The organism is Capnocytophaga sp. G1920 (assembly GCF_051417515.1).
Genome location: NZ_JBPRKH010000001.1, coordinates 104,634 through 129,446 on the forward strand (window position 1 = coordinate 104,634; position 24,813 = coordinate 129,446).

Here is a 24,813-nt window from a genome sequence, read left to right on the forward strand (position 1 = left end):
AATAATCTTATTGTCTATACAAGTCGTCCTAATCTGCTAATAAATCAATTTTCCAAGCAAACTGGTCGATTATCTTGTCTACTATTATCTGCGCAAGCTTTTCTTTACTTTCTAAAGTCCAGCCTGCAATATGAGGAGTGAGAATCACATTATCCGCTTCCAATAGGTATTTAAACGATTGGGGCATTTGTTCGTCGCTAAAGAAGTCTTCAAACGATGCCTTTTCATATTCTAACACGTCTAAGCCTGCCCCTAATACTTTCCCGCTTTGCAAGGCGCGTACCAAATCATCGGTAACTACGCTCTTCCCACGTGCAGTATTTAAAAACCAAAAACTCTTAGCAAAACTATTGATAAACACTTCATTCACCATACCTATAGTTTGTGGAGTTTGAGGTGTGTGCAAGCTCACTACATCTGCCTGACGAAAAAAGTCTACTAAGGTTACTTGTTTGGCATTCTCGTCACCTTTGTTGGGGAGTATATCGTAGCAAATCACACTACAGTCAAAACCGCGCAACTTCTTAGCAAAACTCTTTCCCATATTGCCGTAGCCTATGATACCTACTGTCTTGCCGTCGAGCTCCCAACCTCTGTTCTCCTCGCGCAACCATTTGCCGTTTTTAATTTCGTTATTGGCTTTTTTAAACTTGTTCAGCAATGCCAGAAGCATACCGAGTGCGTGTTCGCCTACTGCATTTCTATTGCCTTCAGGGGCTGCGATGAGCGTTATACCTTTACTTTCGGCATAAGCTACGTCTATATTTTCAAGCCCTGCACCTACTCTGCCTATGAATTTCAATCGAGTAGCCTTGTCTAAAAATGTCCTGTCTATAGTAAAACGACTGCGGATAATAATTCCGTCGTAATCAGCTATTTTAGCTTCAATAGACTCTTTAGAGCTTGTATAGTCTTCGTAATTTTCAAAACCCTGTGCTGCGAGTTGTGAAAGCATCAAGGGGTGGTTTCTGTCTATATGTAATATCTTCATTATTAATTAATTAATTTATTTATTTATTTTTTCTTATTGGTCTAACTGAGCGCCTTGTTCAATCATTTGTATTCCTAAAGAAATTAGAAGGAATACCGTCAATTATATTATCCCAAAGAAACCTCCGCTTGCTTCTCCACTAATTGCTTTTCAGCCTGAGAAGGATTGTCTAATTGAGCTACTTCTGTTTGCCATTTTTGATAATAACTAATAAGTTTAGCTCTTAAGCTTCCATTCTTCTGCAAAAGCTCTTTTGTAGCTTGTGGTAGGTTCTTTACAAACTTATAGCCTACTTGTCCAAGATTCTTTATCCCTATAACTCCCATTGCCAAGTTGTAACTGTTTACAACCTGCCCTAGAAGACTATTAGGGTCTATATCTTGTGTGTTTACAGCAATATTTCCCACAGTTCCTACTACTTCCACCAATGCCCAAGCACGACGTACCCAATGCACTTTGGTTGCCAAAGCGGTTCCTCCACTAAGCGCTATTGTTGCTACATCTAAGGTCGTAATAACACCTTTTTCTATATAGTCATTCCTTATTTTATCAATTGCCATACTTTAAGAAAATAGCAGGCACTATATATACTTCATTCCCTAAATCATTCCCTTCTAATGCTGTTTTCATCAAAGGTAATTTATCCTTATCAGGAACGATAATAAGTGGCGTTAATGGAGAAACTTCAGTAATAGGTTCTCTTTGTTCGACTACATCTATTGGAACATCTCCTTTTACAAGAACTGTTTTAGGAGATTTAATCGTATAAACATCGTAAAGTTTTATATTCCCTGTAGCACTAACGTACTCTCCTTCATTTTTCTTTGATGTAGAGGAGGAATACATAAAAGAGGAATATTCACTATAACTAATAGGATTTAAGTTAAGTGTTCTTTTGGCAAAATCTTCTTCATTTTTACCCCACCTATCTTCAATAGAAGCTGGATTATGGTTAAACATCCACACCAAAGCTCCTATAAAGTTAGTATAATTCTTCTTATCGGTCAAGAAATTAACAGATGCATCATCTATTTCCTCTATAAGATGTTTCAATAGTTTATTGCCTTTGGCTTCTAAATGGGCATAAAAACGCTTGTAATCTGTCGTCTTAATTCCAGACATCAAACGGAGTAACGCTACTTCCGAATGTTCTGTAATTCTTTCCTGACTGGCTATAATATCAAATAATTTTTCTATTTCATCATAGGTTAACCCTGATATAGCAGCCATACAATAACTGTTTACTATTGAGGTTACCCTTTCAGGATTAGCTTCCACTAAAAGTCCTTGCAATATTTTTCTTCCTTCATTTATTTCAGTAGTACTACATTCTTGCAAATCTCTCTCTCGTAAATGAGTGAAAAATTCCTTTCCACAAAAAGCATCTCGAACTGTATACGGTGCGATTCTCCAATAGCTTTCATTGTATTGAGCTATGTATTTCTCTATGGTTTGAACAATATTTGTTGATTGCTCATCTTTCGTTTCCCAAGGAATCGTCAAATAATCATAAGTACACCCATCTTTACGACTGCGATAAATATTTACTTTATTATTGATATTTTTAGCTTCTCTCTTTACTTTTATTGCTCCTTCTATGCCTCCTATGCCCACAAAAGCTTTAGATTGTCTATCCCAATAATATTGATACCCCTGATAACTAATCTTTTGTATAGTATATTTATCTGGTGCAACTTCAATAGTAGTGTTTATTTTTTTGCCATTTAAAAAGAATGTATCAAAAATAACACCATCAGGAGTCAATCCTAAATGTGCATTTGCATTATACTCTCCTTCCCCTTGTCCTTGGAAAGCGTATAACTTCACTTTAGGGTCGTTGATTTGCTTCCAGTCGCGGTAGAAGAAGTCTTGCCCCTCATTGTAATCCATTAGGGCAGAGGTTTTACCTTTGTCGGCATTTTTACCTTTGAAAGGGTGTTCGAGTTTGAAGATGCCGTGCCCGAGTTCGTGGGCTATGGTGCGGGCTACTCCCTCTCCTTGGGAGAGGGTTGGGGAGAGGAAAACAAAGCCGTATTGCCCACCTAATCGCATATAGCCGTGATCGCCTGTGCCGTCGTTTACCAAAAAGATGTAATAAGTGTTGTCTTTTGGCTTTCTGTTGGTTGCAAATTTAGCGATGACTGCATTTTGTTCAGGGCTATAGGTAGAAAGGTCGCCAAACTCGTTTTCTGTGGGCAAAGTACCGTTTTTGAGTTGGTCGCTAATATCAAAAGGGGGTTCAGTGGTGATATGTAGTGTTACCCCTACTTTTTCATAAATCTGCTGTACTTGAGCGATTGCCTCTTGAAGGTTTTGTCCGCTTCGGGTAGGCACTAAAGCTACATTTACTTCTTTAGGTGAGAGGTGTACTAAAATACATTTGCCAATGAGTTCTTCTTTTTTGCCTTTTTTGTCTTTCTTTTCTTTGGCAACAACCCATACTTCTTCCTGCGCAAAGTCGAAAGCTCCCTTACGAGTGATTTTGTATAGTCCTTCACCTTTGCTTTCAGCATCTACTTTTACACCATTTTCTGTATGGAAGAAGAAATCGTATTGGGTAGTGTCGGCGGGATGTATGCGCAGTTCAAAGCTGATTTATTTTTTATATCTAATATGTCAAAGAACGTAATATAAATATAATGAGTTTATTACTCATATTTAGGAATTTCCAATTTATCTATTTCTAAATATTCAACTATTGCTTTTTGTTTTTCTTGATTATAAGGAAGATGACATTTGTTTATATCATCCATTAATTGCATTTCTATAACTCCACAGGGAAGCTCTTTTATATAAATAGCTTCTTTAAATTGCAATATCTTTTCTTTACCAAAAAGCTCTTGTGCTTCTTCACCAAACCAAATCTTATAAGCAGGATAAAAATCAAAGACTCCTAAGTCTCTCTTCCTCCCTATATTTCCCGAAATATCTAATAATTCCATTTGAATACTTTCATTAAAATAAAGTTTTGATTTATCATATTTAATTTTATATAAATTATAAGTCTGTGGATTATCTGTAGATTGCATAAAATTATATTTAGAAAGATTTAAAAAAGATGATTTTAGAGAACTATTAATGATTATACTTGAATTTGGGAAAGCTTCTAATTTTGAAAATTCAAAATTAAGTAGGTCAAATTTTCGTAAATATCTACTCATAGAAAAAGATTGGTAATTATCATCTCTTAGAATAAAAGATTCATTATTAAAATCTATTCTTGTGGTATAATCATACCATTCATTTGATAAATGATTATTTTCGTAAATCTTAAGCTCTTCGAACTCCCAATTTATAGGATAAGTAATATTATGTTTTAACAATTCTAAAAGTATAATATTAACACTTTCATTATTAAAACTAAATTCTTGGTAAAAACCATCATAATAAAAACCTTTGTAATTCATTTGAAATTATTTAATAATTATATTTACTATGACATTTAATCGATCTTGAGTAATCTTGCTATTTAAATAACTTTCTAATTTTGAAATATCAACACCTTCTTGCACAACAATATCTAATCTAGCTCTCTTCACTTGTAAAACTCTTTTACCTCCTTGCAATACGTAGCTTTTCGCTCTTACAACATTATCTAATTCTTTTACATTTAATATTTCAAGAAACTTATGTGATTTTGTATCCTTTCTTTCCAAGAAATCATCTAGTTTTTTCTGCAATTCTTTGTTTAGTTTTATTTCCATTAACTTAAGAGTATATCATTTTTCCTAGAGAAGTTCTTAATCTATCAGTGCCTATCCTTTTTAACCAAATATCAGGACAAATTCGAGGGTTATAATCATTTCCTCCCCAAGCAAGAATAATAGGATAACCATAAGCCTCGTCTTTTTTAAACTTCCCTATAGACCAAAATCCTCCTAAGATTTTTATTACAGCTTCTCCTATGTATACATATGCATAATCATATAGATCTTGGTTTTTCTTATAGACTTCTTCTACTTGATTTATTTCTTCTTCAGAAAAAGTAAATTCTTTTAGATTTAATATTTCATGAAAATCCTGCATTTTAGCATCTTTTGTTTCCAAGAAATTATCCATCTTTTTCTGCAAATCTTTGTTGAGTTTTATTTCCATTCTCTTAATATTTTATAATTATAAAATCACTTTTCTTTAATCCTGCTTTTTGCACTTCTACTTTTACCTTGGTTTTATTTCTTTTAGAAGTAGTTCATCAAAAAAATATTGGTTTATTTTATTCAACTGAATATTTTTCTCCTCTATAACATCAGTTGGTAAATTTATTCTTATAAAGCTATTTTCAAAACAACAAATATCTCCCTTTCGTTTTATGGTTCCAATAAAACATTGTCCATAAGGTCCTTTTTTACTTATAAAATAAGAATATAAAGTTATGTTTATTTTCTTATAGATATATTTTGTCAAATCTATAGGAATCTCATCTATAAAAGTTATTTCTAATCCATTATTTAAAATTCCTACAACTTTATATGAATATACTTTATCTTCATATTCTGCGAAGACTGAAACAGATTTTATAAATATTTCTATCATAGTCATAATTTACCAATTAGGAAAAAATGTAACTATATATCCATTTGATCCTACAGCTATCTTAAATTCTCTTAATCCTTTTGTAGTTTGAATTTTATATATATAAGAAATTCTGCCACTACTATCTATGATTTTCTTGATATATTTTTCATTCTTTATGGCTTTATACATATTTTCTACCATCTCCTCTATTTTCCCATTAAATAAATCTTGAAAGTCTATTTTTCCATTCCATTTCCCTTTTATAATATGTTCTAATCCTGATTTTGTACTACCTTCCTCTAAAAATATGATTATACCATCTACGTTTTTTGTAATAAATTTTAAATTTTCTTCTGTGAATTTTACTCCTTTTTCTTTTAGCTCTTGTATAAGTGCTTTATTTATAAGATTTTCAATTTCTCCAGCGTTCTTAACAACAACTTCAGTAGCTACTTCTAATTCTTTTGCCGATCCTTTTAAAACCTTTTTGCTTTTCACTATGGCAGAAGCTGTATTTTTCCCCGCTTTTAAAACTCCTTTCCCTGCCTTATAAAAGCCCTTACCTACTACTGTAAACGTTAGCCTAGCTTCAATTACAAGTGATGTACCCGCTACAAGACGACTTCTTTCTTCTCCTTCAAAATTCTTCCCTGTAATTAAAATATAACCACTTTCTATAGGAATGATATAATAGGAATGATATAATTATATTCTGTTACTGTAAATAGAAAATTACGTAATTCATCAGGCTTATGCCTAAAATAGCATTATATATAGATAACATTAGTCTGTTTCCAGAAACAAATATCTCTCCTACATAGGTTTCAAATAAACCTATTTCATTATAATATCCTTTAATTTCTTGCATTAAAATATAAAGTTATCAGTATTTAACCATTCTTCTAAAAAAGGATTGTAGTCATTCATACTTATATGCTCTAATGAGATAGGAGAATTTTTATTAATCACATAACTACATTTAAAAGCATATATAAAAAGTAATCCGTCATACTTTAATCTATTATAAATTCCCATACCTCCAAATTCAAAAGGAAGATTATGTTGAAAAATATTCTCTAATTTCAATGTTTGGGAGAGAGAGGCTACAAATCTTTGATTTTTTTGAAGATGTATTTTTTTTTCTAACTTACTTACCTCTTCAAAAAGAAAGTAAGATTCTTTTATATAAACCCCCTCTTTATCTTCTATATTTAGATATTTCAAAACATCTTTATTTTCTACATACAAATTCAATACTGGTATTCTTAGTTTATGATTTTGAAAATCACAAACTTCAGTTCCTATCCAGCTAGTTTCAAAGGTATAGAAATCAGACATTTCTTTATCTATATTTTCAAATATCATACTACTTCTTTTTTAAAATAATTGTTTGTAAACTATTTTTATCAATACTCTCCTTCATTCCTGTTGTCCCAAAAGACATATTTCTATACTTTTCAGGGAGAGGCTCCCTAAATTTAATTACATCAAAACCTAATTTTTGACATTGCTCCTTTGTTATTTTTTTAAATAAAGGATTTTTCATTTGTCCGTTTATTGTCAAAACACCATCCTTTTTTAGCACTTTATAAGCATTATTTAAATAGAGTTTAAAAGGATCTTTTATAGTCGGATTGTATGGATTAGAGCATACGATTTCATCTATAGAGTTAGGTCTTATAAATTTACTTAAATCTGTAGCAGAACCTCTTATTCCTTTTTCAGCAATAATATCAACATTCACAAAATCATCACCTAATTGACTTACTTTTCCTCCCATTAAGTCAATTTTCCTTACCCCTTCAACAAACTTATTCCCCTTTATATAATTTTCAGCATAGATAAGTTTGCTTTCAGTAGCAAGCATATTTTTATTAATATTATTAGACCTACGAATATTTTTATACCTTGCAGTTGTTGCTAAGTTATTGTAATTAAATTGATAAATAGCTACTGGAGCTTCTAATGGGAAAGTCATTATATCCCAATTATCCATATATACCCCCGCTAAATTCGCTCCGTTTTTTGCTCTTAAAACTTTAGTCTCAATCGTTGAAAAATTATCAGACTTTTTCCAAGTAGCAACTAAAAAGTATCTACTATTATTCTTTCCATATATAAAAGCCGAGTAACTGCCATCTTTATTATCAATTACTTTTGACCATATTTCTCCATTCCATACATAATTATCCTTGTCTTCTCCAGAGCCTAACTTTATTTGTCCTATATATTCACCATTCCCAATAGGAGGTGGTGGAGAATCTGAAGTAAAATTAGTTTCAGTCACATCAACTTTCTCTAAAGAAACATCAAGAAATATAGAAGATTCATTATTAGCTTCCTCTTCTTTTTTAGTTGTATATTCCTCAAATTTATTTTTGTACTTATCATACAGTTTTTCAGCCTTTTCTGTATTTGTTATAAGAGTTTCTTTTTGTTCTTTAGACAATTTTCCAGTAGAGGTAGAAAACATCTTAGCTCCTATTTCTTTAAAAGCCGTTTTGTCTTCTTCTGAAATACCTATTTCATCAGCATTGCTTAAATAGAAATCCCATTGTTTCTTTAATTCTTGAAGAGATTTTACATCTTCTTCTGTAAGCTTTTTCTTTTTAAAGATATTCTTAACATCATTAATTACACCACTCAGACTTTTGATTTCCACCACATTTCTCTCCGTCTCATCATAAGTCGTTACTAACTTCCCCTCTATGAGTTGCCGTTCGGTGTTGAGCTTGATGCCATTGAACACTACCTTTATCTTGGTATCTTGCAGATAAGGTACTTTCACATAGCCTTCACCTGAGTATATGCCATTGCTACCCGTAGCATTGAGCACCGTTACCGGGAAATCACCTGCTGTAAAGGTGGTGTTAGGATACAGGTTGTCCTGTAGTGGGTTAGTATTCTTGATGCGTATCTCAGGTTTTACCCCACATTGCACTTGACTCTTTTCGTCTATCTCCTCGGTGGTAGTAAACTCCTGTTCGGTGCTATACATATAGCTTTCTTCACCAAAAACCGAGCTACTATAAGCTGTTTCTAAGCCACAGGCTACGCCCACTTTGTAAATGTAGGTGCGTCCCCGTTTGAGTCCTGTAACTCTGGCATAGGGCATACTCACCTTTTGCGATTTCCACGTCTTGCCTTTCTCGCGGTACATCACCTTGTACGGGTATTCCTGATTAGGCATCATCGCCTGAGCACTCCAGCGCAGTTGTGCCGAGGTGCTTTCAGTTATCGCAGTAAGAAATTTCGGCGCTTCACAATGAGAGACTAAATCAAAGTAAAAAGTCTCGGAGTTGCCGTTGTTTTTAAAGTACGACTGTTCGTTAGGGTTATTGGGATTATTTGTAAAAGCTCGTACCTGCCATACGTAGCGCTTGTTTTCCAATAGGATTGGCATCATATTAGTGTATGCCAAAGCTGGTGAAAAGGTTTTAGTTTGGTACACCAATCGTCCCGTCATAAACGCCTCTTCTGGCACCAATGCCAAGTCCCATACTTCTTTGAGGGTGAACTCATACTGCATAAAGGGGGCTACATCGCGAGGCATCCATTGGAAAATAATATGCTGAAAAGCGTTCTTTTTGGTAAGCACTTCTCCTTTTTGGGGCATTGTAAGCACAGGGGGTGAGTAGCGACGCACTTGTATCATCGCGCGTCCTTTGTTGGACACAGGGCGTCCAGTAGCTACGTCGTAAAGCGACAAGCCAATAAAATAAGTACCCTCAGGAAGCAGTCCGTTGTAAGTCGCCTCATTAATACCGTAGAGATTCTCGTAGCGCAGTAGGGTTTTGAAATCTATATTGGTAAGTGTGCGTCGTACACCTGGGGAGAGGTTTACCAAATAGGGAGTAATATAATCGGGTGTTTGGGCAATGACTTGTCCTTGGAAGTCCTCTAACGAGAAGCGAAGCACAAAGGGGCGTCCTCCAGTAGAGAGGTCTTTAAGCAGAAAGTGTGCTTGTATCTTCTGTTCAAAGGTGTCAGCATACCCTCTCAGACTCTGTGGATAGGGCGGAGTAACAAACACTTGCACGTCCACAGGGTACTGCTGAGCTTGCAGAGTGAAACTCAGCAAGGTGAGAAGGAGGAGTATGTAACGACGTAAGAACATAGTAATTTTTTGCAAAAATAATAAATAATTACGAACTACGAATGAAGAACCACAAATAATTTGCTAATCCCCAAATTTGCTAATTTGCTAATTATCCCCTACCTTTGCCGTCTATTAATAAGAAAAATTATGTCACTATCCTATTTACAACCCGTTGATGAAGCTTTCACCTTAGACGATTACAAGCCACAACAAGTGGGTTTCCAACTCCATAAACACCTCCCCTCCCTTGGTTTACCTGATCTTACCGATGTGAAAATTGCCTTTTTCTGTATCGAAACAGAAGGACAGTCATTCTATCGCTTCCGTCAGCATCTGTATTCTCTCTTTATGGGAAATTGGAATTTTGCCATTGCCGATTTGGGTAACTTGCCCTTAGGCGAAACCGACGACGATACTCATTTTGCTATCAAAGAAATTGTAGCCGAACTCATTAAGCAAGACGTTATCCCTGTGGTGCTCGGCGGTTCGCAAGACTTTACTTATTCCCTCTACCGCGCTTTTGATAGTCTCGAACAAATGGTCAATGTAGTGTGTGTAGATGCTAAGTTCGATTTCGGCGATACCGAAGAACTCTTTGTAGAGAGCTCCTATATGAGTAAACTCATTTCAGAACCTCCCGTGAATTTACTCGATTTTACCAATCTCGGCTATCAGTCTTATTATGTAGCTCAAGAAGAGCTCGATTTGCTCGAAAAAATGTGTTTTGAGGTACACCGCTTGGGCAATATAGTGAATGATTTGAAGATTATCGAGCCCGCAATGCGTGATGCCGATATCGTGAGCGTCGATATGACCTGTGTGCAGGCAAAAGATATGTTAACTGAAGGTAATGTAAACGGCTTCAATAGTAGGGAAATATGTGCTATCACGCGTTATGCAGGTATCAGTAGTAATGTGCAAGTGGCAGGTATTTTCGATATCCCCAATACCGATTTGGCAAGTCAGCTACTCGCCGAAATGCTTTGGTATTTCTACGAAGGATTTAACTTCCGTATCAAAGAACTACCTGTGATAAACGACGAGAATTACACTAAATACATCGTACCCATTGAAGATATCCAAATAGAGTTCTTCAAAAGTACACAAACCGAACGCTGGTGGATGAAACCTGGAGGCGATAAATACTCCGGACCTCAAAACCACATACCCTCTGGACTTATTCCTTGTCTACCTCAAGACTACGAAGAAGCCATTAGTGGCACTATCCCCGAACGTTGGTGGCGCTCCTATCGCAAATCAGTATAAGCAAATTTCTTTTCTATAAAGCTATACAAAATCGCAATTTCATTTACTTTAAATTCGCTTTTTGTTCCTTTATTCTTTACCCACCCGTGCGACTCGCACCGTTATTTGTATAAACTTTGCCAAAGTTTGAAACTTTGGCAAAGTTAAGATCCACTAATAACCTCCTTTTTATCTCTATCTTAGCTTTAACTTACCTTCACTTTTCCTTCGTTCATTGTTCGTCTTTTGTTCGTCTTTTGTTCATCTTTTGTTCGTCTTTTGTTCGTTGTAGAGCCACTGTAGAGCCACTGTAGACCCACTGTAGACCCACTGTAGAGCCACTGTAGAGCCACTCATTATTCGTTTATCCTATAAGCTCTATATAAGTTACTCCTAATTTCACCATTAATCATTAATCATTAATCATTAATCATTAACCATTAATCATTAACCACTAACCATTAATCTTTATGATTTCAAATTTTTATATATCATTTTTTTATCCTATTTTTGTCGCGAAAAAACACTCTCTCTTCTATGTTATCATTATCTTTTGAAGAGAGTATAATCACTAAAATTATGTCATTAATCAAATCAATCTCAGGTATTCGTGGTACTATTGGAGGTGTACCCGATGAAAATCTAACCCCTATCGATGCCGTAAAATTCGCTGCCGCTTACGGTACGTGGCTCAAAGAAAACCTCAACAAAGCAAATATAAAGGTAGTTGTAGGAAGAGACGCACGTATTTCGGGTGAAATGATACAGAACTTAGTACAATACACCCTTGTAGGATTAGGCATTAATGTAGTGGATATCGGGCTAAGTACAACTCCTACCGTCGAAGTGGCTGTTACAATGGAAAAAGCCGATGGGGGCATTATTCTTACTGCAAGTCATAATCCTAAACAGTGGAACGCCCTAAAACTCCTCAATAATAAGGGAGAGTTCCTCAGTGCTAAAGAAGGTGAAAGAATTCTGACCATCGCTCAAGAGAACAAAGTGGTTTTTGCTGACGTAGAAGATTTAGGAAGTATTTCTCACGATAATACCTATATTCAAAAACATATTGAGGCAGTGTTAGGGTTGCTAACATCTTCCACTATCGAAGCCATACGCAATTGTAAATTCAAAGTGGTTGTTGATGCGGTGAACTCCACAGGAGGTATTGCAATTCCAAAGTTATTAGAACGTTTTGGCGTAGAAGTAGTTCGTTTGTATTGTGAACCAAACGGACATTTTCCTCATAACCCCGAACCTTTAAAAGAACATTTGGGAGACATCTGTAAAAAAGTACTTGAAGAAAAAGCCGATTTTGGTATCGTAGTAGACCCCGATGTAGATAGATTAGCTTTTATTACGGAAGAAGGTGAAATGTTCGGCGAAGAATATACTTTGGTTGCTTGCGCCGATTATATTTTAGGAAAAACCAAAGGAAATGTAGTCTCTAACCTCTCTTCTTCTCGTGCATTGAGAGATATAGCCGAAAAGCACGGAGTACAGTATGCAGCAGGAGCTGTAGGTGAGGTAAACGTAGTCGCTAAAATGAAGGAAGTGCACGCAATCATAGGTGGTGAGGGCAATGGAGGTATTATCTATCCTGAACTACACTATGGTCGTGACGCTTTGGTAGGTGTAGCGTTATTCCTTTCCTTACTTGCTGAAAGAAAATGCAGTGTAAAGACCTTGCGCAATAGTTATCCTACTTATTATATGAGCAAGAACAAAATACAACTTACCAAAGACATTAACCCCGATAATATCCTACGTGAAATGCAAAAGAAGTACGCACACGAGCAAATCAATACTATCGATGGCTTAAAGATTGATTTTCCTCAAAGCTGGGTACACTTGCGAAAATCTAATACTGAACCTATTATTCGCATTTACACTGAAGCTAAAAGTCAAGCAGAAGCCGATGAACTCGCTCTGCGTTTTATTGAAGAAATGAAAGCCGTTGCTTTTGTGAAGTAACTGATTCATAATTTACTAATTATTAAAACTCCCTGTAAAGCTAATAGTTTTACAGGGAGTTTTCTATATCTTTTTCTCTAATTCCTTAGAGCTCAAGAGCTTGTTTAGGATTGCCATTCATTAGAATTTCTACAGGATTTTCGAGAGCTTCTTTTACAGCTACTAAAAATCCTACTGATTCACGCCCATCGATGATACGGTGGTCGTATGAAAGAGCGACATACATTACAGGAGCAATCACTATCTGTCCGTTGCGCACGATAGGGCGGTCGACGATGTTGTGCATACCCAAAATCCCTGATTGTGGCGGATTGATGATAGGAGTAGAAAGCATAGAGCCAAACACGCCCCCATTAGTAATCGTAAAAGTACCACCAGTCATTTCATCTACCGTAATTTGTCCATCACGAGCGCGGGTAGCTAAGCGTTTTACTTCGGCTTCCACACCTCTAAACGAAAGGTTCTCGGCATTGCGAATCACGGGAACCATCAAGCCTTTAGGACCTGAAACGGCTATAGAGATGTCGCAGAAATCGTAAGTTACCTTGTCTTGTCCGTCAATCATCGAATTGACATCGGGGAAGAGTTTAAGGGCACGCACGACGGCTAAAGTAAAGAACGACATAAAGCCGAGACTCACATTATGGCGCTCTTTGAAGGTATCTTTATACTGTGTACGCAACTCGTAAATAGCCGTCATATCCACCTCATTGAAGGTAGTGAGCATAGCAGTTTCATTCTTAGCACTCACCAAGCGTTCGGCTACTTTTCGGCGCAACATACTCATCTTAGTACGCACTTCTTTGCGCACACCACCCGTAGGAGTCCCCATCGAAGGTTTAGAGGCTTTAAGTGCATCATCTTTGGTAATACGACCGCCTTTACCTGTACCCACTACTGCTGATATAGGAATCTCACGTTCTGCTAATATTTTACGAGCGGCAGGACTTGGAACTTGCTTTGCAGAAGATGCAGGTGTTATAGGAACTGTGGAAGGTGCAGGAGCTGTAGGTTTGGGTGTCTCAGGAGCTTCCTGTTTAACTGGTTGTGATGGTGAAGTACCTGCTGATGAAGCTCCTGCTGGTGCTTTTGCTTTAGTATCAATCAAGCATACCACTTGCCCTACTTTTACAGCTTCGCCTTCTTCGGCTTTCAGTGTAATGACTCCACTGGCTTCAGCGGGAAGTTCGAGAGTAGCCTTATCGGAATCCACTTCGGCTACAGCTTGGTCTTTGGTTACATAATCACCCGTTTTTACAAGCCAACGGGCTATTTCTACTTCGGTGATAGATTCCCCAGGTGAAGGGACTTTCATTTCCAACATATCGTTTAGTTTTAGGTGTTAGGTATTAGTTATTTCGTCGTTAAAAAGTTTTTCAATTTTGCTAAGAATCCTTTGCGTTCTTGTTTATCATTTTGCAAGAGAGTTTCGAGTTCTTGTCGGTTGAGTGTTATAAGCATATAGTGACCATCGAGTTTTTGTATTTTCTCTTGAGGCAATCGCTCTAAAAAGGTCTGGTAATCGAGTCCGTCGAGTACCTCATAAGCATCAGGGTCGTTTTCATCGTCGTTGATGACTACCAAACTAATGCGCCACAACTTTACATCGTCTTGACTGAGGTTTACTTGGGTGAAATCTACAAAAGGCGGATATTCATATGGCAAGATAGTAGGGACGCCCTCTGTAAGAGCATAAGCTCCCATCACCTCTCCTCTGTCATTTCTAAAAAACTGCTGACGTGCGATATACGCATCAGGGTGCTCATATAGTTGTTTTTCTATGAGCTGACTAAAGGCTTTTACCTTATCTTCCGCAGCTAATAACTCGTTTATCATTTCGTCTGACAAACATATAGGACGGTAGACACCGAACAGATAAGATCCTCCTTTTTCACCTTCATAACATTTGATGCCAAATTTAATATCGTTTCTATAATCGTACGTAATGGCATTGGGCTCATAAACTTCTCCTTCTTCATCAACCACTTTGCTACCCAATGCGGTGGCTACTTTGCCAATAAACTCGTACGCACCTAACCAATCGGCTTCGGTACTGGGAGTAAAGACGCGCACACCGTAGTCTTGGGTTTCGGTGTCGTAAGAGACCTCAAAACCGCGACCACTGATGCCTTCTTGTCCCATCAGCATATAGCCCCAATCACTGAGCGGTGCATTCATCACTTGAGAGTAATGCTCGTCGTTATCATCAATAGAGTATTGTACAAATCCCTCACGCTGGAGGTCGAGTAATTGCTGAGGAGTCATTTCTTCAGGTGCTTGTGTGTTTTTAATGTAAAAAGTTCGACTCATTTTTTTAGGTGTTATGTGTTAGAAAGCTCCGTTCCCCATAGGGGTTGAACTTTACCAAAGTTTGCGACGAATTGCTCGTCGTACTACGACTTAGGTTCATAAGGTGGTATATCTAACTTTTCAGGATTTCCTTTTAGAGTAACTAAAATCACTCCGTTTTTAGCTTTCTCACCGTATTTTTCAGTAGCTTTTTTGTCTTTTAGCACTACGATACTCTCTACTCTTTTAGGGTTGATATTGTTCATAAAAAGCTTTCCTACTTCAGCATCTGAAAACTCTACATCATTGACAACAACCAGAGGAAAATCTTTGTTAGGATTTTCTATTCCTGATAGGTTATCTTTCTTAGAAGTGTCTTTGCTTTTCTTCAAAGTAATGATAACCACTCCTTTTTCGGCTTTACTGCTACATAAAACAGTAGCAGAAGGATCTTTAAGTGCGCTTTTAAGTACGTTGATATTCTCAATATCATTAGGATCAATTGCGTTTAAAAAGATACTACATATCTTGTTATCGTCTATCAGAACGCCATTCACCACGAGCAAGGGTGAATATTGCTCTTGTGATGCACACCTGATAACTGTTTTTTGGGCTGATAGTGCATAAGTGGTTATCAACAATAGTAATGTAATAATTCGTTTCATATCAATTGGTATTTTTAGTTTTTTATTATTCAAATACAGCTGCGATAGCTTCGTTGTGGCGTTTGCGGTCACGGGTATGGCTACCAGAGGCAGGGGCTGCATAGGCGGGAGTACCTACATAACGCCATTTTACCAAATCGAAATTCATTAACATATAACCATAAGCTCCCATATTTTTAGGTTCTTCTTGCGCCCAAATAAAGTCGGTGGCGTGTTTGTACTTCGCTATAATGGTTTTGAGTTGTGTTAGCGGTAGCGGGAACAACTGTTCGATGCGCACTAAGGCTATATCGTCTCTGCCAAGCTTTTCGCGTTCGGCATAGAGGTCGTAGTAATAGCGACCAGAGCAAAATACTACGCGTTTTACTTTTTGAGCTTTAGCGATAGGGTCGTCTAACACCTCTTGGAACTGTCCGCCAGCTAAGTCTTCCACAGTTGAAATCACTTGGGGGTGACGCAATAAGCTTTTAGGAGTGAATATTACCAACGGCTTACGGAAGGTAGTCTTCATTTGGCGGCGTAGTAGGTGGAAAAAGTTAGCGGGGGTAGTACAATTGGCTACATACATATTGTTCTCAGCACAGAGTTGCAAATAGCGTTCTATACGTGCCGAAGAGTGCTCAGCTCCTTGTCCTTCATAACCGTGAGGGAGTAACATTACCAATCCGTCTTGCACTTTCCATTTGTCTTCACCACAACAGATATACTGGTCAATCATTATTTGCGCGCCATTGGAGAAGTCGCCGAACTGTGCTTCCCATATGGTGAGCGTGCGCGGACTTGCCATTGCATAGCCGTACTCATAGCCCAAGACTCCATATTCGGATAACAGCGAATTGTAGATATGGAAAGTACCTGTTGCCAATTGTTTGGCTTTGAGGTCTTGCAAGAAGCATATTTCTTCTTCGGTATCTTCCGTTTTGAGCACGGCGTGACGATGCGAGAATGTACCGCGTTGCACATCTTCCCCAGTGATACGTACATCGTAGCCCTCAGTAAGGAGTGAACCATACGCCAAGAGCTCTGCCATTCCCCAATCGATATGGTTGTGTGCATACGCCTCTTTACGGTCGGTTACAATCTTTTTCACCTTACTGATAAAAGGTTTATCGGCAGGCAATTCAGTAAGTGCCTTGGCTATTGTGTCGAGTTTCCCTTTGCTAATAGTCGTATCGACCTTTTGTAACATTTGTTTTGGCGATGCTATTTCAAAGCCTTGCCATTCGGTTTGCATAAAAGGCTTTAATATCGTAAGTGGTTCACGACGAGATGCTTCGAGGTCAGCATCAAGAGTAGCTTTATAAGCATTCTCTATCTCGGCAACATAACTTTGCTGTATGAGACCTTCTTCGATTAGCTTCTGTGCGTAAATATTGCGGGGATTGTCGTGCTTACTTATAATTTTGTACAAAAGAGGTTGTGTAAAACGCGGTTCATCGCCTTCATTATGACCGTATTTACGATAGCCAAAGAGATTGATATACACGTCTTTGCCAAAGGCTTGGCGGTAATCGATTGCCAAGAGAAAAGTGCGCACTACGGCTTCGGCATCGTCGGCATTTACGTGAAGCACAGGCGAATCGTTCATCTTTGCAATATCGGTACAGTACAACGACGAACGCGAGTCGGCAAAATTAGCAGTGAATCCTACTTGGTTGTTAATCACTATATGCACGGTACCCGCATTGGTGAAGCCTCTCAAGCCACACATCTGCACCGTTTCGTAGACGATACCCTGCCCTGACACAGCAGCATCACCGTGAATGATGATAGGCAAGGCTTGCCGGAAATTTTCTTGACAATAACGGTCTTGTTTCGCACGAGTAATACCTCCTACAACGGCATCTACAGCTTCGAGATGCGAAGGATTAGGTACCAAATTCATATCTACGGTTTCTCCGGCACGAGTAGTGCGTTGGGTGGTGATACCCAAGTGGTATTTCACATCACCGTCGAACCAATCGTCCATTTCGTAATCCTTACCGTCGAACTCGGAAAAGATATCCTTTGGATTCTTTCCGAACACATTGGCTAATACATTTAATCGCCCACGGTGCGCCATACCGAGTACTACGTGTTTTACGCCTTGCTCGGCAGCAGCTTCCACCATAAAGTCGAGACCTGCGATGAGCGCATCGTTGCCTTCAAGCGAAAAGCGTTTTTGACCTACATACTTAGTATGAAGGAAGTTCTCAAAAGAAGTGGCTTCATTAAGTTTGTTAAGGATTTGCAGTTTTTCTTCCTTAGAAAACTGAGGTTTATTGTGATTTTGCTGTAATCGTTTGGTGAACCAATCGCGTTCTTGGGGATTGTGAATATACTGATATTCTACCCCTATCGACTTACAATAAGTAGTATTCAACGCCTCAATAATTGCACTTAAAGGCGAGGGAGCTAAGCCTATTTCACGAGCAGCATCGAAGGTAGTATTGAGGTCAGCCGTCGTAAGCCCGTAGTTTTCGATAGCCAAAGTAGGTGTATATGGCTCACGAGGACGTAGCGGATTAATTTGTGCGAATAAGTGACCGTAAGTGCGATAACCATTGATGAGGTTAAGCACGGCAAACTCTTTCTTGACAGTTTCAGAAAGCGCAGGGTTTTCGTTACCCACCACTTGTTGTACCATTACGGGTACTGCTTCTTCTACCGGAGTGCTGTATTGCTCTTGAGCAAAATCGAAACCTTGAAAGAAAGCGCGCCAACTGGGTTCTACCGCATCGGGGTTTTCGAGATATTTATCGTATAAATCGCCAAAATAAGCCGTACTTGCGGCATTCAAAAAAGAATACTTATCCATAAAAAGCAATTGTTTCCTTTATTTTTCATTAATGATAGGCAAAGGTAATGTTTTGTTTTGGAATAACCATACTTTTTATGAAATATTTTTAAGATAATGTATTAGTAATTTGGGAATTAGCCAATTAGAAAATTAGCAAATGAGAATTCAGAATTAAAAAGGAATATCTAACCTTATGGAAATCTTAAAAATCAATAAAAAATGAAACTATAAAATAGTTATGATATTTAAAAAATATCAACTCATTAGAGGGATAGTTTTCTTTATATAGATATTATCTATGAGAAATGAGGAAAAAAGAGCCATTTTGGAGGGAGTTTGACCGAAGGTAGACCGAAGCTAAAGCGAAGCTAAGACGAACAAAAGACGAACAAAAGACGAAGGAACGCTATTAATAACCTATATATTAGATGCTTATAAGAGCCATTTATGATAGATAAAACCTATTGAAAAGAGGAAATTTAGTAATGTTTATTCTGAAAATGTAGGGATATGGAGCTTATCCAAAAAGTTTTGTTTTGTGAAGGCAATTTGCCTATCGCCTCTACAATGTAACTAAAAGAAATTGATTATCAATGTAATCAACTTTGGCAAAGGTGCAAGTCGCACAGGCAACTTTGGCAAAGTGTAGCGACGCAAATGCAATTTAAGACTTTTGGAACAGCCCCGATGTAGCTCTTGAAGTATCTTGGCACTTTTTTTGTAATTGTATATTTCTAAAAGATTTGGTTTTTATGAAGAAATACTTTTTTATAGCACTCCTCTGCTGGGGAGGTACTGCTCTTTGGTCTCAAAACAGCGAGGAAATAAGTAAAGAACGCGCTGGTTATGAACAACCTTATCACCCTGAGGAAGACGGTGATGCACGTATTACACAACTGCTAAAACAAGCTAAAAAAGAACACAAAAAAGTGTTGGTGCAAATAGGTGGGAATTGGTGTGTGTGGTGCTTGCGCTTTAACCATTTGGTGACTACTACGCCTGAACTGAAAAGTATTTTGGATAAGAAATATATTTTCTATCACCTAAACTTCTCACCTGAAAACAAGAATGAAAAGGCTTTTAAAAAGTACGGAAACCCTGGCGCAAAATATGGTTATCCCTCTTTTTTGATTCTCAATGAAAAAGGAGATGTGCTTTTCACTCAAAAAAGTGAAGATTTAGAATCGAGGAAGGGGTATGACGTGAAGAAAGTAAAGAAATTCTTGCAAGGAAGGTTATAATTTGCAAATTAAAAAATTAGAGAATTAGCAGATTGTGTTATTGGCTAAATTGACTAATAATTTTGATAATTTCAACGGCTTGAGTGGCAGGGACGGGATTGGCACCTTTGCCTGTTAAAGCTTGGTAAAGGTCGTTATAAAAAAGCCAATAGTTACCGTGTTGGGCAGTGGTAAACAAACGCTTTTCAAGTGTGTGGAGAATGCCATTAGGTTCGGTAACAGAAGGCAACCACTGAGAGGCTGAAGGGATAGTGCCCGCTACTAAGGCATTTTCTTGTCCGTCGAACCGCTGTTGAAGGAAGGAACCCTTAGTGCCGTGCAAGGTGTACTCCCATTGGCGTTCCAAAGCATAGGTAGTAGATTTAAGGCGGACGCGTAGTTCGTTTTCGTAAAAGAGAATCAGTTCAAAATAGTCGTCGGTTTGAGTATCTTTGCGAAGGTAACCCAAATCGGCATATACGTTTTTAGGAGTACCGAATAGCTGGAGTGCTTGGTCTATGAGATGTGCTCCTAAATCGTAGAGAGCCCCTCCCCCACGTTCGTGAGTTTCCTTATGAACCTTGGCACTAATTTCACTTCGGAAACGGTCGAAGCGCATTTCTACTTCTTTAAGTTCGCCCAGTACACCACTGTTTACTATTTCTTTTACCTTTAAATAATCGCCATCATAACGCCTATTTTGGTAAACGGAAAGCAGCTTGCCTTGTTTTGTAGCTAATGTATTGAGTTCTTCAGCCTGCTCGACAGTAACCGTAAAAGGCTTTTCAACCAATACATTCTTATTTGCTAATAACGCTTCTTTGGCGTACTCATAATGGGTTTGCACAGGGGTATTGACCACTACCAAATCTACCGCAGGGTCTTGTAGCATTTCGTTTACTGAGCGATAAAGTTTAGCACCAGGATATAGAGCGTGCGAATCGGAACGATGGCGTTCTACTATCGCATAGAGGTGATACTGTGGGTGTTGTGCTATGAAAGGGGCGTGAAATACTCGTCCGCTCATACCAAAGCTGGCAAGGGCTACATTAATAGTCATTAGATAAGTATTTATAATTCTTTTAGGGAATTGATAATGTCCTTCATCTGCTGGTAATTCTTTTCTTTTTTGCTAGCTAACGTCCAGGTAAAAACTTGGTAGTAGGTCTTTTTAGTTTCGACAATAGCCACCACGTAAAAGACTCCGATACCATTGACGGTTTCGGTAGTTTCAACTACTACAGCAGGATATTTATTAATGGTAGTTTCGGTAATTTGTTTATCAGTAGGGCGCATCATCTTGGCTTCTGCCCAACCTTTTTTGCAGATGCTAAAATAGTCCTTCAATCCGAAGGATTTAACAAAGGCTTTTTTGTTTTTAATATGCAAAGAGTCCTTTAACACTTGGTAAAGTACCTCATTAAGCTCCTTGCGGTCTTCATCGATTACTGCAACAAAAAGCTCAGACTTACCGTTGCCATATTGCAGAGAGGCTTCTTCATAAAGATTATTTTGGCTGGTAAGAGAGTTAGGTAGTGTCATTTCATATCTATCTTCAACTTTCACTACTTGAGTGGCTTCAGAGGAGGTATCGCTCACTCTGCAAGCCGTAGCTAAAAGGAAGACAAAGATGAAATGCAAGTTACGTTTTAAACGCTTCATCTCTTTCCTAATTTAGTTTTTTCCGCCACAAAAGTATAAATAATTTTTAAACTAATCAACTTTTTAGCAAAAAAATAACACAAATACTTTTTTAGTTGAAAAAAAAGGTTGAATTTTGTACCCGAAAATACAGGAAGATGCTACCGCTGAAAGACACATTAAAACACAAAGGATTACGCAATCAATTAGCTGATTTATTGAGAGAAAAAGGCATAAAGGACAAGCGTGTATTGGAGGCTATTCGCACGATACCACGCCATTTGTTTATGGACAGCAGTTTTGAAGACCACGCTTACCAAGATAAGGCTTTCCCGATAGAGGAAGGGCAAACTATCTCTCAACCCTATACCGTAGCTTTCCAAACGGAATTGCTACAAGTATCACCTCGACAAAAAGTATTGGAGATAGGTACAGGCAGTGGCTATCAAGCTAGTGTACTGCTATATTTAGGGGTACAGCTTTACACTATTGAGCGACAACAGAAACTCTTTAAGCAAACACAAAAACTACTCCCCAAACTAATGAATCGTACTGTGCATATGTACTTTGGCGACGGTTATAAAGGAATTCCTAACGAAGCGCCTTTTGACCGTATTTTGGTAACGGCAGGCGCTCCTTATGTGCCGAAAGCGTTGCTTGCACAATTGGCGGTAGGAGGACGTTTAGTAATTCCGATAGGAGAAGAAACTCAAACAATGACGCTTTACGAGCGCATTTCGGAAAAAGAATTTCACAAGACTACGCACGGGACTTTTCAGTTTGTACCGATGCTAAAAGAGAGAAACTGATGATTAATGGTGAATGATTAATAATAATTTAATATGAGAACCATTACTTTTGTTTTACTATCGTTATTGCTGTTTTCGTGTAAAACAGTGCAACGCCCTAAAATGACAGCTTCTATGGATGAAGCTGCTATTAAGACCCTTAATGAAGGAACGTATTATGTGTATTCTGATCCTATGGAAAAGCAAGCTCCCTTGTTCTTTCCACTACTGCCCAAAGAATACCAAGAAACAGCGCTACCTTTAAGTAGGTTTAAACTGCAAGTAAAAGCAGATTCGCTGTACGTGAGTTACCAAAAAGTAAAGGATAGCACCACTACTGTGAGAATGGTAGCTGGTTTTAAAGGCAAACAGAAGAAGAACTTTTGGCAACGCTATAATAGGTTTAGAATCTATCCGTTTATTCCTATTTATTTAGGAGTGGATATCGATAGAATACGTATAGCTCCTAATAAAGATGGGGATTTGTTAGTAGAAGTCTACAAAGACCGACAAGGTGCGGTTATGTTTGTACAGTTTTTCAATACTTATTATGATACTTTTTTATTTAAAAGAGAAGAACATAATGAATTACCTGAAAAAACTACAACAGAGTGATGAATTTGAATACTGTGAAGGCGCTACCGCCGAAGAAATTCAAATTGTAGAAACATCTTTAGGGGTATTACTCCCTGAAGTGTATGTAGAGTTCTTGAGCGAATGTGGCTCTTGTAACTTTGGGGATACTTATATCAATGGAGTTTACAAAGAAGATGGAACATTATCATACCCAATAATAGAACTCACAAAACAGTTGAGAGAAGAACTCAACCTTCCCGATGATTTTATCGTACTCAATTACGAAATTGACGAGTATCTTATTCTGTACAAAGTCTCAAAAACAGATCGCCTCAACGATTCAAAAGTATATGGTGCTGAAATACATTGTAATAAAGACGGTAATTTTGAAATGAACAAACCTACACTTCTATTCAATTCTTTTGATGAATATTTTGAGGATTTCTTAGAATTAGCAGACTAATTACTATGTAAAAATAAGCCTTTAAAATGTTGTAAAATCACTTATTTCTACAAAAATGTAAAAATAAGCTGTTGTTACTATGTTTATTTTTACTATTTTTGCCCAAAAATAAATACAATGAAACATTCAGGACTTATTCCAACAGAAAAGATAATAGAACGTTTACAATACGAGAACCCTTGGTGGACAAATAATAAAATACCTGCTACTTACGAGAGTATGCCTCGCAGGCTATATTTTGAATTGTTTTATCCTTTTGTTGCCGAACGAGAAATTCGCAGGGCAGTAGTACTAATGGGGCCTCGTAGGGTAGGTAAAACTGTGATGATGTATCACACGATTGCACAGCTCATAGACGAAGGGGTTAATACTCAAAGAATATTCTTTATAGGAATAGATAATCCTATTTATATTAATTTGGGGTTACAAGATATTTTAGATATGTGCCAGAAAGCCATTGGTAATTCAGATCTAAAAGGTACTTATGTATTCTTTGATGAAATACAATATTTAAAAGATTGGGAACGGCACTTAAAAGTGTTAGTAGATAGTTATCCTGACACTAAGTTTGTAGTATCAGGTTCAGCGGCAGCTGCCCTTAAATGGCATAGTACAGAAAGTGGTGCGGGTAGGTTCACTGATTTTATGTTACCCCCACTTACTTTTCAGGAGTTTATACATTTGAAGGGAAAAGAAAATTTGATGCAGAGACAAAATATTACTTATGATGGTAAAGAAGTTCCTTATTGGATAAGTCCTCATATAAACGAATTAAATAATGAATTTATACAATATCTGAACTTTGGAGGTTATCCTGAAGTAGTATTCTCTGAGAAAATACAACAAGATATGGGGAGATATATCAAAAATGATATTGTGGATAAAGTACTTTTGAGAGATTTGCCAAGTTTATATGGTATTAAAGATGTACAAGAATTAAATCGTTTTTTTAGCTATATTGCTTATAATACAGGAAATGAGTTTTCTTATGAAAAAATGGCTAAGGAAAGTGGCATTAATAAAGAAATGCTTAAAAAATATTTAGAATATTTAGAAGCAGCCTTTCTGATAAAAGTACTTAATAAAGTAGATATCAATGCTAAAAAACTTAAAAGAATTACTAGTTTTAAAGTATATCTTACCAATCCTTCCCTACGTACTGCTCTTTTCTCACCCATCAAAGAAGGTGATGAAGAAATAGGAAATATAGTAGAAACAGCTATTTTAGCTCAGTGGATGCACCGAGAAAAATTGAACCTTACGTATGCCCGCTGGAAAGAAGGACGAAGAGAAGGAGAGGTTGATTTAGTACAGATAGATGACAAACATTTTAAGCCACAGTGGGCGGTAGAAATTAAATGGAGCAATAGGTATTACCAAATGCCACAAGATTTGATAAGTCTCAGCAATTTCTGTAAGGTTAATAAACTTTCTGTCGCTGTTATCACTACTAAAGATATAATAGGTATTAAAACTATTGATGAAATAAACCTTACTTTTATTCCTTCTGCTATATATGCTTACAATGTAGGGGTTAATACGTTAAATATTAAACTTTTACAATAAAT

24 protein-coding genes are annotated in these 24,813 nt (G+C 37.3%); 7 read left to right on the top strand and 17 right to left on the bottom strand.

From position 1 onward, the window contains the following. Positions 1–28 precede the first annotated feature (28 nt). The 10 genes from ACSQ7D_RS00580 to ACSQ7D_RS00625 form a co-directional block, all read right to left on the bottom strand. Entirely contained in the window at positions 29–991 is a 963-nt protein-coding gene (locus ACSQ7D_RS00580; protein ID WP_437134991.1) for a 2-hydroxyacid dehydrogenase, read from the bottom strand. A 107-nt stretch (positions 992–1,098) separates the two neighbouring features. After that, a complete protein-coding gene (locus tag ACSQ7D_RS00585; protein ID WP_437134992.1) occupies positions 1,099–1,551 on the bottom strand; it encodes a hypothetical protein in 453 nt (150 codons plus the stop codon). Next, positions 1,541–3,325, bottom strand: a complete 1,785-nt coding sequence (locus ACSQ7D_RS00590; protein WP_437134993.1) for a hypothetical protein — start codon at positions 3,323–3,325, stop codon at positions 1,541–1,543. The genes ACSQ7D_RS00585 and ACSQ7D_RS00590 overlap by 11 nt, the downstream gene beginning before the upstream one ends. A 314-nt stretch (positions 3,326–3,639) precedes the next feature. Then, positions 3,640–4,398 (bottom strand): hypothetical protein, encoded by a 759-nt coding sequence (locus ACSQ7D_RS00595; protein WP_437134994.1) that lies wholly within the window; start codon positions 4,396–4,398, stop codon positions 3,640–3,642. A gap of 6 nt (positions 4,399–4,404) precedes the next feature. Further along, positions 4,405–4,695, bottom strand: coding sequence for a hypothetical protein (locus tag ACSQ7D_RS00600; protein WP_437134995.1), 291 nt, complete (start codon positions 4,693–4,695; stop codon positions 4,405–4,407). Positions 4,696–4,699: 4 nt separating this feature from the next. Further along, on the bottom strand, positions 4,700–5,086 hold the full coding sequence (locus tag ACSQ7D_RS00605; protein WP_437134996.1) for a hypothetical protein: 387 nt from the start codon (positions 5,084–5,086) through the stop codon (positions 4,700–4,702). 63 nt (positions 5,087–5,149) lie between these two features. Beyond that, on the bottom strand, positions 5,150–5,530 hold the full coding sequence (locus ACSQ7D_RS00610; protein ID WP_437134997.1) for a hypothetical protein: 381 nt from the start codon (positions 5,528–5,530) through the stop codon (positions 5,150–5,152). A 3-nt stretch (positions 5,531–5,533) separates the two neighbouring features. Then, positions 5,534–6,004, bottom strand: a complete 471-nt coding sequence (locus ACSQ7D_RS00615) for a hypothetical protein (RefSeq protein WP_437134998.1) — start codon at positions 6,002–6,004, stop codon at positions 5,534–5,536. Between the two features lie 369 nt (positions 6,005–6,373). Then, a complete protein-coding gene (locus tag ACSQ7D_RS00620; protein WP_437134999.1) occupies positions 6,374–6,871 on the bottom strand; it encodes a hypothetical protein in 498 nt (165 codons plus the stop codon). Between the two features lies 1 nt (position 6,872). After that, complete coding sequence (locus ACSQ7D_RS00625; RefSeq protein ID WP_437135000.1) at positions 6,873–9,623, bottom strand: hypothetical protein; 2,751 nt, start codon at positions 9,621–9,623, stop codon at positions 6,873–6,875. Positions 9,624–9,752: 129 nt separating this feature from the next. On the opposite strand from ACSQ7D_RS00625, the gene ACSQ7D_RS00630 reads away from it, so the two are divergent. Beyond that, a complete protein-coding gene (locus ACSQ7D_RS00630) occupies positions 9,753–10,871 on the top strand; it encodes a formimidoylglutamase (RefSeq protein WP_009411354.1) in 1,119 nt (372 codons plus the stop codon). A 185-nt stretch (positions 10,872–11,056) separates the two neighbouring features. Here the strand turns inward: ACSQ7D_RS00630 and ACSQ7D_RS00635 are convergent, their stop codons facing one another. Further along, on the bottom strand, positions 11,057–11,203 hold the full coding sequence (locus ACSQ7D_RS00635) for a hypothetical protein (protein ID WP_437135001.1): 147 nt from the start codon (positions 11,201–11,203) through the stop codon (positions 11,057–11,059). Positions 11,204–11,429: 226 nt separating this feature from the next. On the opposite strand from ACSQ7D_RS00635, the gene glmM reads away from it, so the two are divergent. Further along, positions 11,430–12,824, top strand: a complete 1,395-nt coding sequence (glmM, locus tag ACSQ7D_RS00640) for a phosphoglucosamine mutase (RefSeq protein ID WP_437135002.1) — start codon at positions 11,430–11,432, stop codon at positions 12,822–12,824. Positions 12,825–12,909: 85 nt separating this feature from the next. Here the strand turns inward: glmM and odhB are convergent, their stop codons facing one another. From odhB to ACSQ7D_RS00660, 4 genes are all read right to left on the bottom strand, one after another. After that, positions 12,910–14,148, bottom strand: a complete 1,239-nt coding sequence (odhB, locus tag ACSQ7D_RS00645) for a 2-oxoglutarate dehydrogenase complex dihydrolipoyllysine-residue succinyltransferase (RefSeq protein WP_437135003.1) — start codon at positions 14,146–14,148, stop codon at positions 12,910–12,912. A 29-nt stretch (positions 14,149–14,177) separates the two neighbouring features. Beyond that, positions 14,178–15,134 (bottom strand): DUF4299 domain-containing protein, encoded by a 957-nt coding sequence (locus tag ACSQ7D_RS00650; RefSeq protein ID WP_437135004.1) that lies wholly within the window; start codon positions 15,132–15,134, stop codon positions 14,178–14,180. A gap of 83 nt (positions 15,135–15,217) precedes the next feature. Continuing rightward, complete coding sequence (locus ACSQ7D_RS00655) at positions 15,218–15,778, bottom strand: TonB-dependent receptor plug domain-containing protein (protein ID WP_437135005.1); 561 nt, start codon at positions 15,776–15,778, stop codon at positions 15,218–15,220. Positions 15,779–15,803: 25 nt separating this feature from the next. After that, on the bottom strand, positions 15,804–18,575 hold the full coding sequence (locus tag ACSQ7D_RS00660; RefSeq protein ID WP_437135006.1) for a 2-oxoglutarate dehydrogenase E1 component: 2,772 nt from the start codon (positions 18,573–18,575) through the stop codon (positions 15,804–15,806). A 734-nt stretch (positions 18,576–19,309) separates the two neighbouring features. Between ACSQ7D_RS00660 and ACSQ7D_RS00665 the strand changes: the two genes are divergently transcribed. Continuing rightward, on the top strand, positions 19,310–19,798 hold the full coding sequence (locus ACSQ7D_RS00665; protein ID WP_437135007.1) for a thioredoxin family protein: 489 nt from the start codon (positions 19,310–19,312) through the stop codon (positions 19,796–19,798). A gap of 37 nt (positions 19,799–19,835) precedes the next feature. Here ACSQ7D_RS00665 and ACSQ7D_RS00670 read toward each other — a convergent pair whose 3' ends face one another. Continuing rightward, entirely contained in the window at positions 19,836–20,837 is a 1,002-nt protein-coding gene (locus tag ACSQ7D_RS00670) for a Gfo/Idh/MocA family protein (protein WP_437135008.1), read from the bottom strand. A gap of 11 nt (positions 20,838–20,848) precedes the next feature. After that, the gene (locus ACSQ7D_RS00675; protein WP_002671504.1) at positions 20,849–21,439 is read right to left on the bottom strand and encodes a hypothetical protein; all 591 of its coding nucleotides are present in this window, start codon (positions 21,437–21,439) and stop codon (positions 20,849–20,851) included. Positions 21,440–21,576: 137 nt separating this feature from the next. On the opposite strand from ACSQ7D_RS00675, the gene ACSQ7D_RS00680 reads away from it, so the two are divergent. From ACSQ7D_RS00680 to ACSQ7D_RS00695, 4 genes are all read left to right on the top strand, one after another. Beyond that, on the top strand, positions 21,577–22,227 hold the full coding sequence (locus ACSQ7D_RS00680; protein WP_002671501.1) for a protein-L-isoaspartate(D-aspartate) O-methyltransferase: 651 nt from the start codon (positions 21,577–21,579) through the stop codon (positions 22,225–22,227). Between the two features lie 33 nt (positions 22,228–22,260). Further along, a complete protein-coding gene (locus ACSQ7D_RS00685) occupies positions 22,261–22,821 on the top strand; it encodes a hypothetical protein (protein WP_437135009.1) in 561 nt (186 codons plus the stop codon). Next, entirely contained in the window at positions 22,790–23,245 is a 456-nt protein-coding gene (locus ACSQ7D_RS00690) for an SMI1/KNR4 family protein (RefSeq protein ID WP_437135010.1), read from the top strand. The genes ACSQ7D_RS00685 and ACSQ7D_RS00690 overlap by 32 nt, the downstream gene beginning before the upstream one ends. 117 nt (positions 23,246–23,362) lie before the next feature. Further along, positions 23,363–24,811: an ATP-binding protein gene (locus ACSQ7D_RS00695; RefSeq protein ID WP_128091925.1), complete on the top strand. Its 1,449-nt coding sequence runs from the start codon at positions 23,363–23,365 to the stop codon at positions 24,809–24,811. The last annotated feature ends 2 nt before the right edge of the window (positions 24,812–24,813 follow it).

What these genes read in the sequence shown, in the direction of transcription:
- ACSQ7D_RS00650 (WP_437135004.1), bottom strand. Translation starts at nt 15,134, where the DNA reads ATGAGTCGAACTTTTTACATTAAAAACACACAAGCACCTGAAGAAATG.
- ACSQ7D_RS00620 (WP_437134999.1), bottom strand. Translation starts at nt 6,871, where the DNA reads ATGATATTTGAAAATATAGATAAAGAAATGTCTGATTTCTATACCTTT.
- ACSQ7D_RS00695 (WP_128091925.1), top strand. Translation starts at nt 23,363, where the DNA reads ATGAAACATTCAGGACTTATTCCAACAGAAAAGATAATAGAACGTTTA.
- ACSQ7D_RS00680 (WP_002671501.1), top strand. Translation starts at nt 21,577, where the DNA reads ATGCTACCGCTGAAAGACACATTAAAACACAAAGGATTACGCAATCAA.
- glmM (WP_437135002.1), top strand. Translation starts at nt 11,430, where the DNA reads ATGTCATTAATCAAATCAATCTCAGGTATTCGTGGTACTATTGGAGGT.
- ACSQ7D_RS00595 (WP_437134994.1), bottom strand. Translation starts at nt 4,398, where the DNA reads ATGAATTACAAAGGTTTTTATTATGATGGTTTTTACCAAGAATTTAGT.
- ACSQ7D_RS00625 (WP_437135000.1), bottom strand. Translation starts at nt 9,623, where the DNA reads ATGTTCTTACGTCGTTACATACTCCTCCTTCTCACCTTGCTGAGTTTC.
- ACSQ7D_RS00670 (WP_437135008.1), bottom strand. Translation starts at nt 20,837, where the DNA reads ATGACTATTAATGTAGCCCTTGCCAGCTTTGGTATGAGCGGACGAGTA.
- odhB (WP_437135003.1), bottom strand. Translation starts at nt 14,148, where the DNA reads ATGTTGGAAATGAAAGTCCCTTCACCTGGGGAATCTATCACCGAAGTA.
- ACSQ7D_RS00665 (WP_437135007.1), top strand. Translation starts at nt 19,310, where the DNA reads ATGAAGAAATACTTTTTTATAGCACTCCTCTGCTGGGGAGGTACTGCT.
- ACSQ7D_RS00630 (WP_009411354.1), top strand. Translation starts at nt 9,753, where the DNA reads ATGTCACTATCCTATTTACAACCCGTTGATGAAGCTTTCACCTTAGAC.
- ACSQ7D_RS00660 (WP_437135006.1), bottom strand. Translation starts at nt 18,575, where the DNA reads ATGGATAAGTATTCTTTTTTGAATGCCGCAAGTACGGCTTATTTTGGC.
- ACSQ7D_RS00600 (WP_437134995.1), bottom strand. Translation starts at nt 4,695, where the DNA reads ATGGAAATAAAACTAAACAAAGAATTGCAGAAAAAACTAGATGATTTC.
- ACSQ7D_RS00685 (WP_437135009.1), top strand. Translation starts at nt 22,261, where the DNA reads ATGAGAACCATTACTTTTGTTTTACTATCGTTATTGCTGTTTTCGTGT.
- ACSQ7D_RS00605 (WP_437134996.1), bottom strand. Translation starts at nt 5,086, where the DNA reads ATGGAAATAAAACTCAACAAAGATTTGCAGAAAAAGATGGATAATTTC.
- ACSQ7D_RS00580 (WP_437134991.1), bottom strand. Translation starts at nt 991, where the DNA reads ATGAAGATATTACATATAGACAGAAACCACCCCTTGATGCTTTCACAA.
- ACSQ7D_RS00610 (WP_437134997.1), bottom strand. Translation starts at nt 5,530, where the DNA reads ATGACTATGATAGAAATATTTATAAAATCTGTTTCAGTCTTCGCAGAA.
- ACSQ7D_RS00655 (WP_437135005.1), bottom strand. Translation starts at nt 15,778, where the DNA reads ATGAAACGAATTATTACATTACTATTGTTGATAACCACTTATGCACTA.
- ACSQ7D_RS00690 (WP_437135010.1), top strand. Translation starts at nt 22,790, where the DNA reads ATGAATTACCTGAAAAAACTACAACAGAGTGATGAATTTGAATACTGT.
- ACSQ7D_RS00585 (WP_437134992.1), bottom strand. Translation starts at nt 1,551, where the DNA reads ATGGCAATTGATAAAATAAGGAATGACTATATAGAAAAAGGTGTTATT.
- ACSQ7D_RS00675 (WP_002671504.1), bottom strand. Translation starts at nt 21,439, where the DNA reads ATGAAGCGTTTAAAACGTAACTTGCATTTCATCTTTGTCTTCCTTTTA.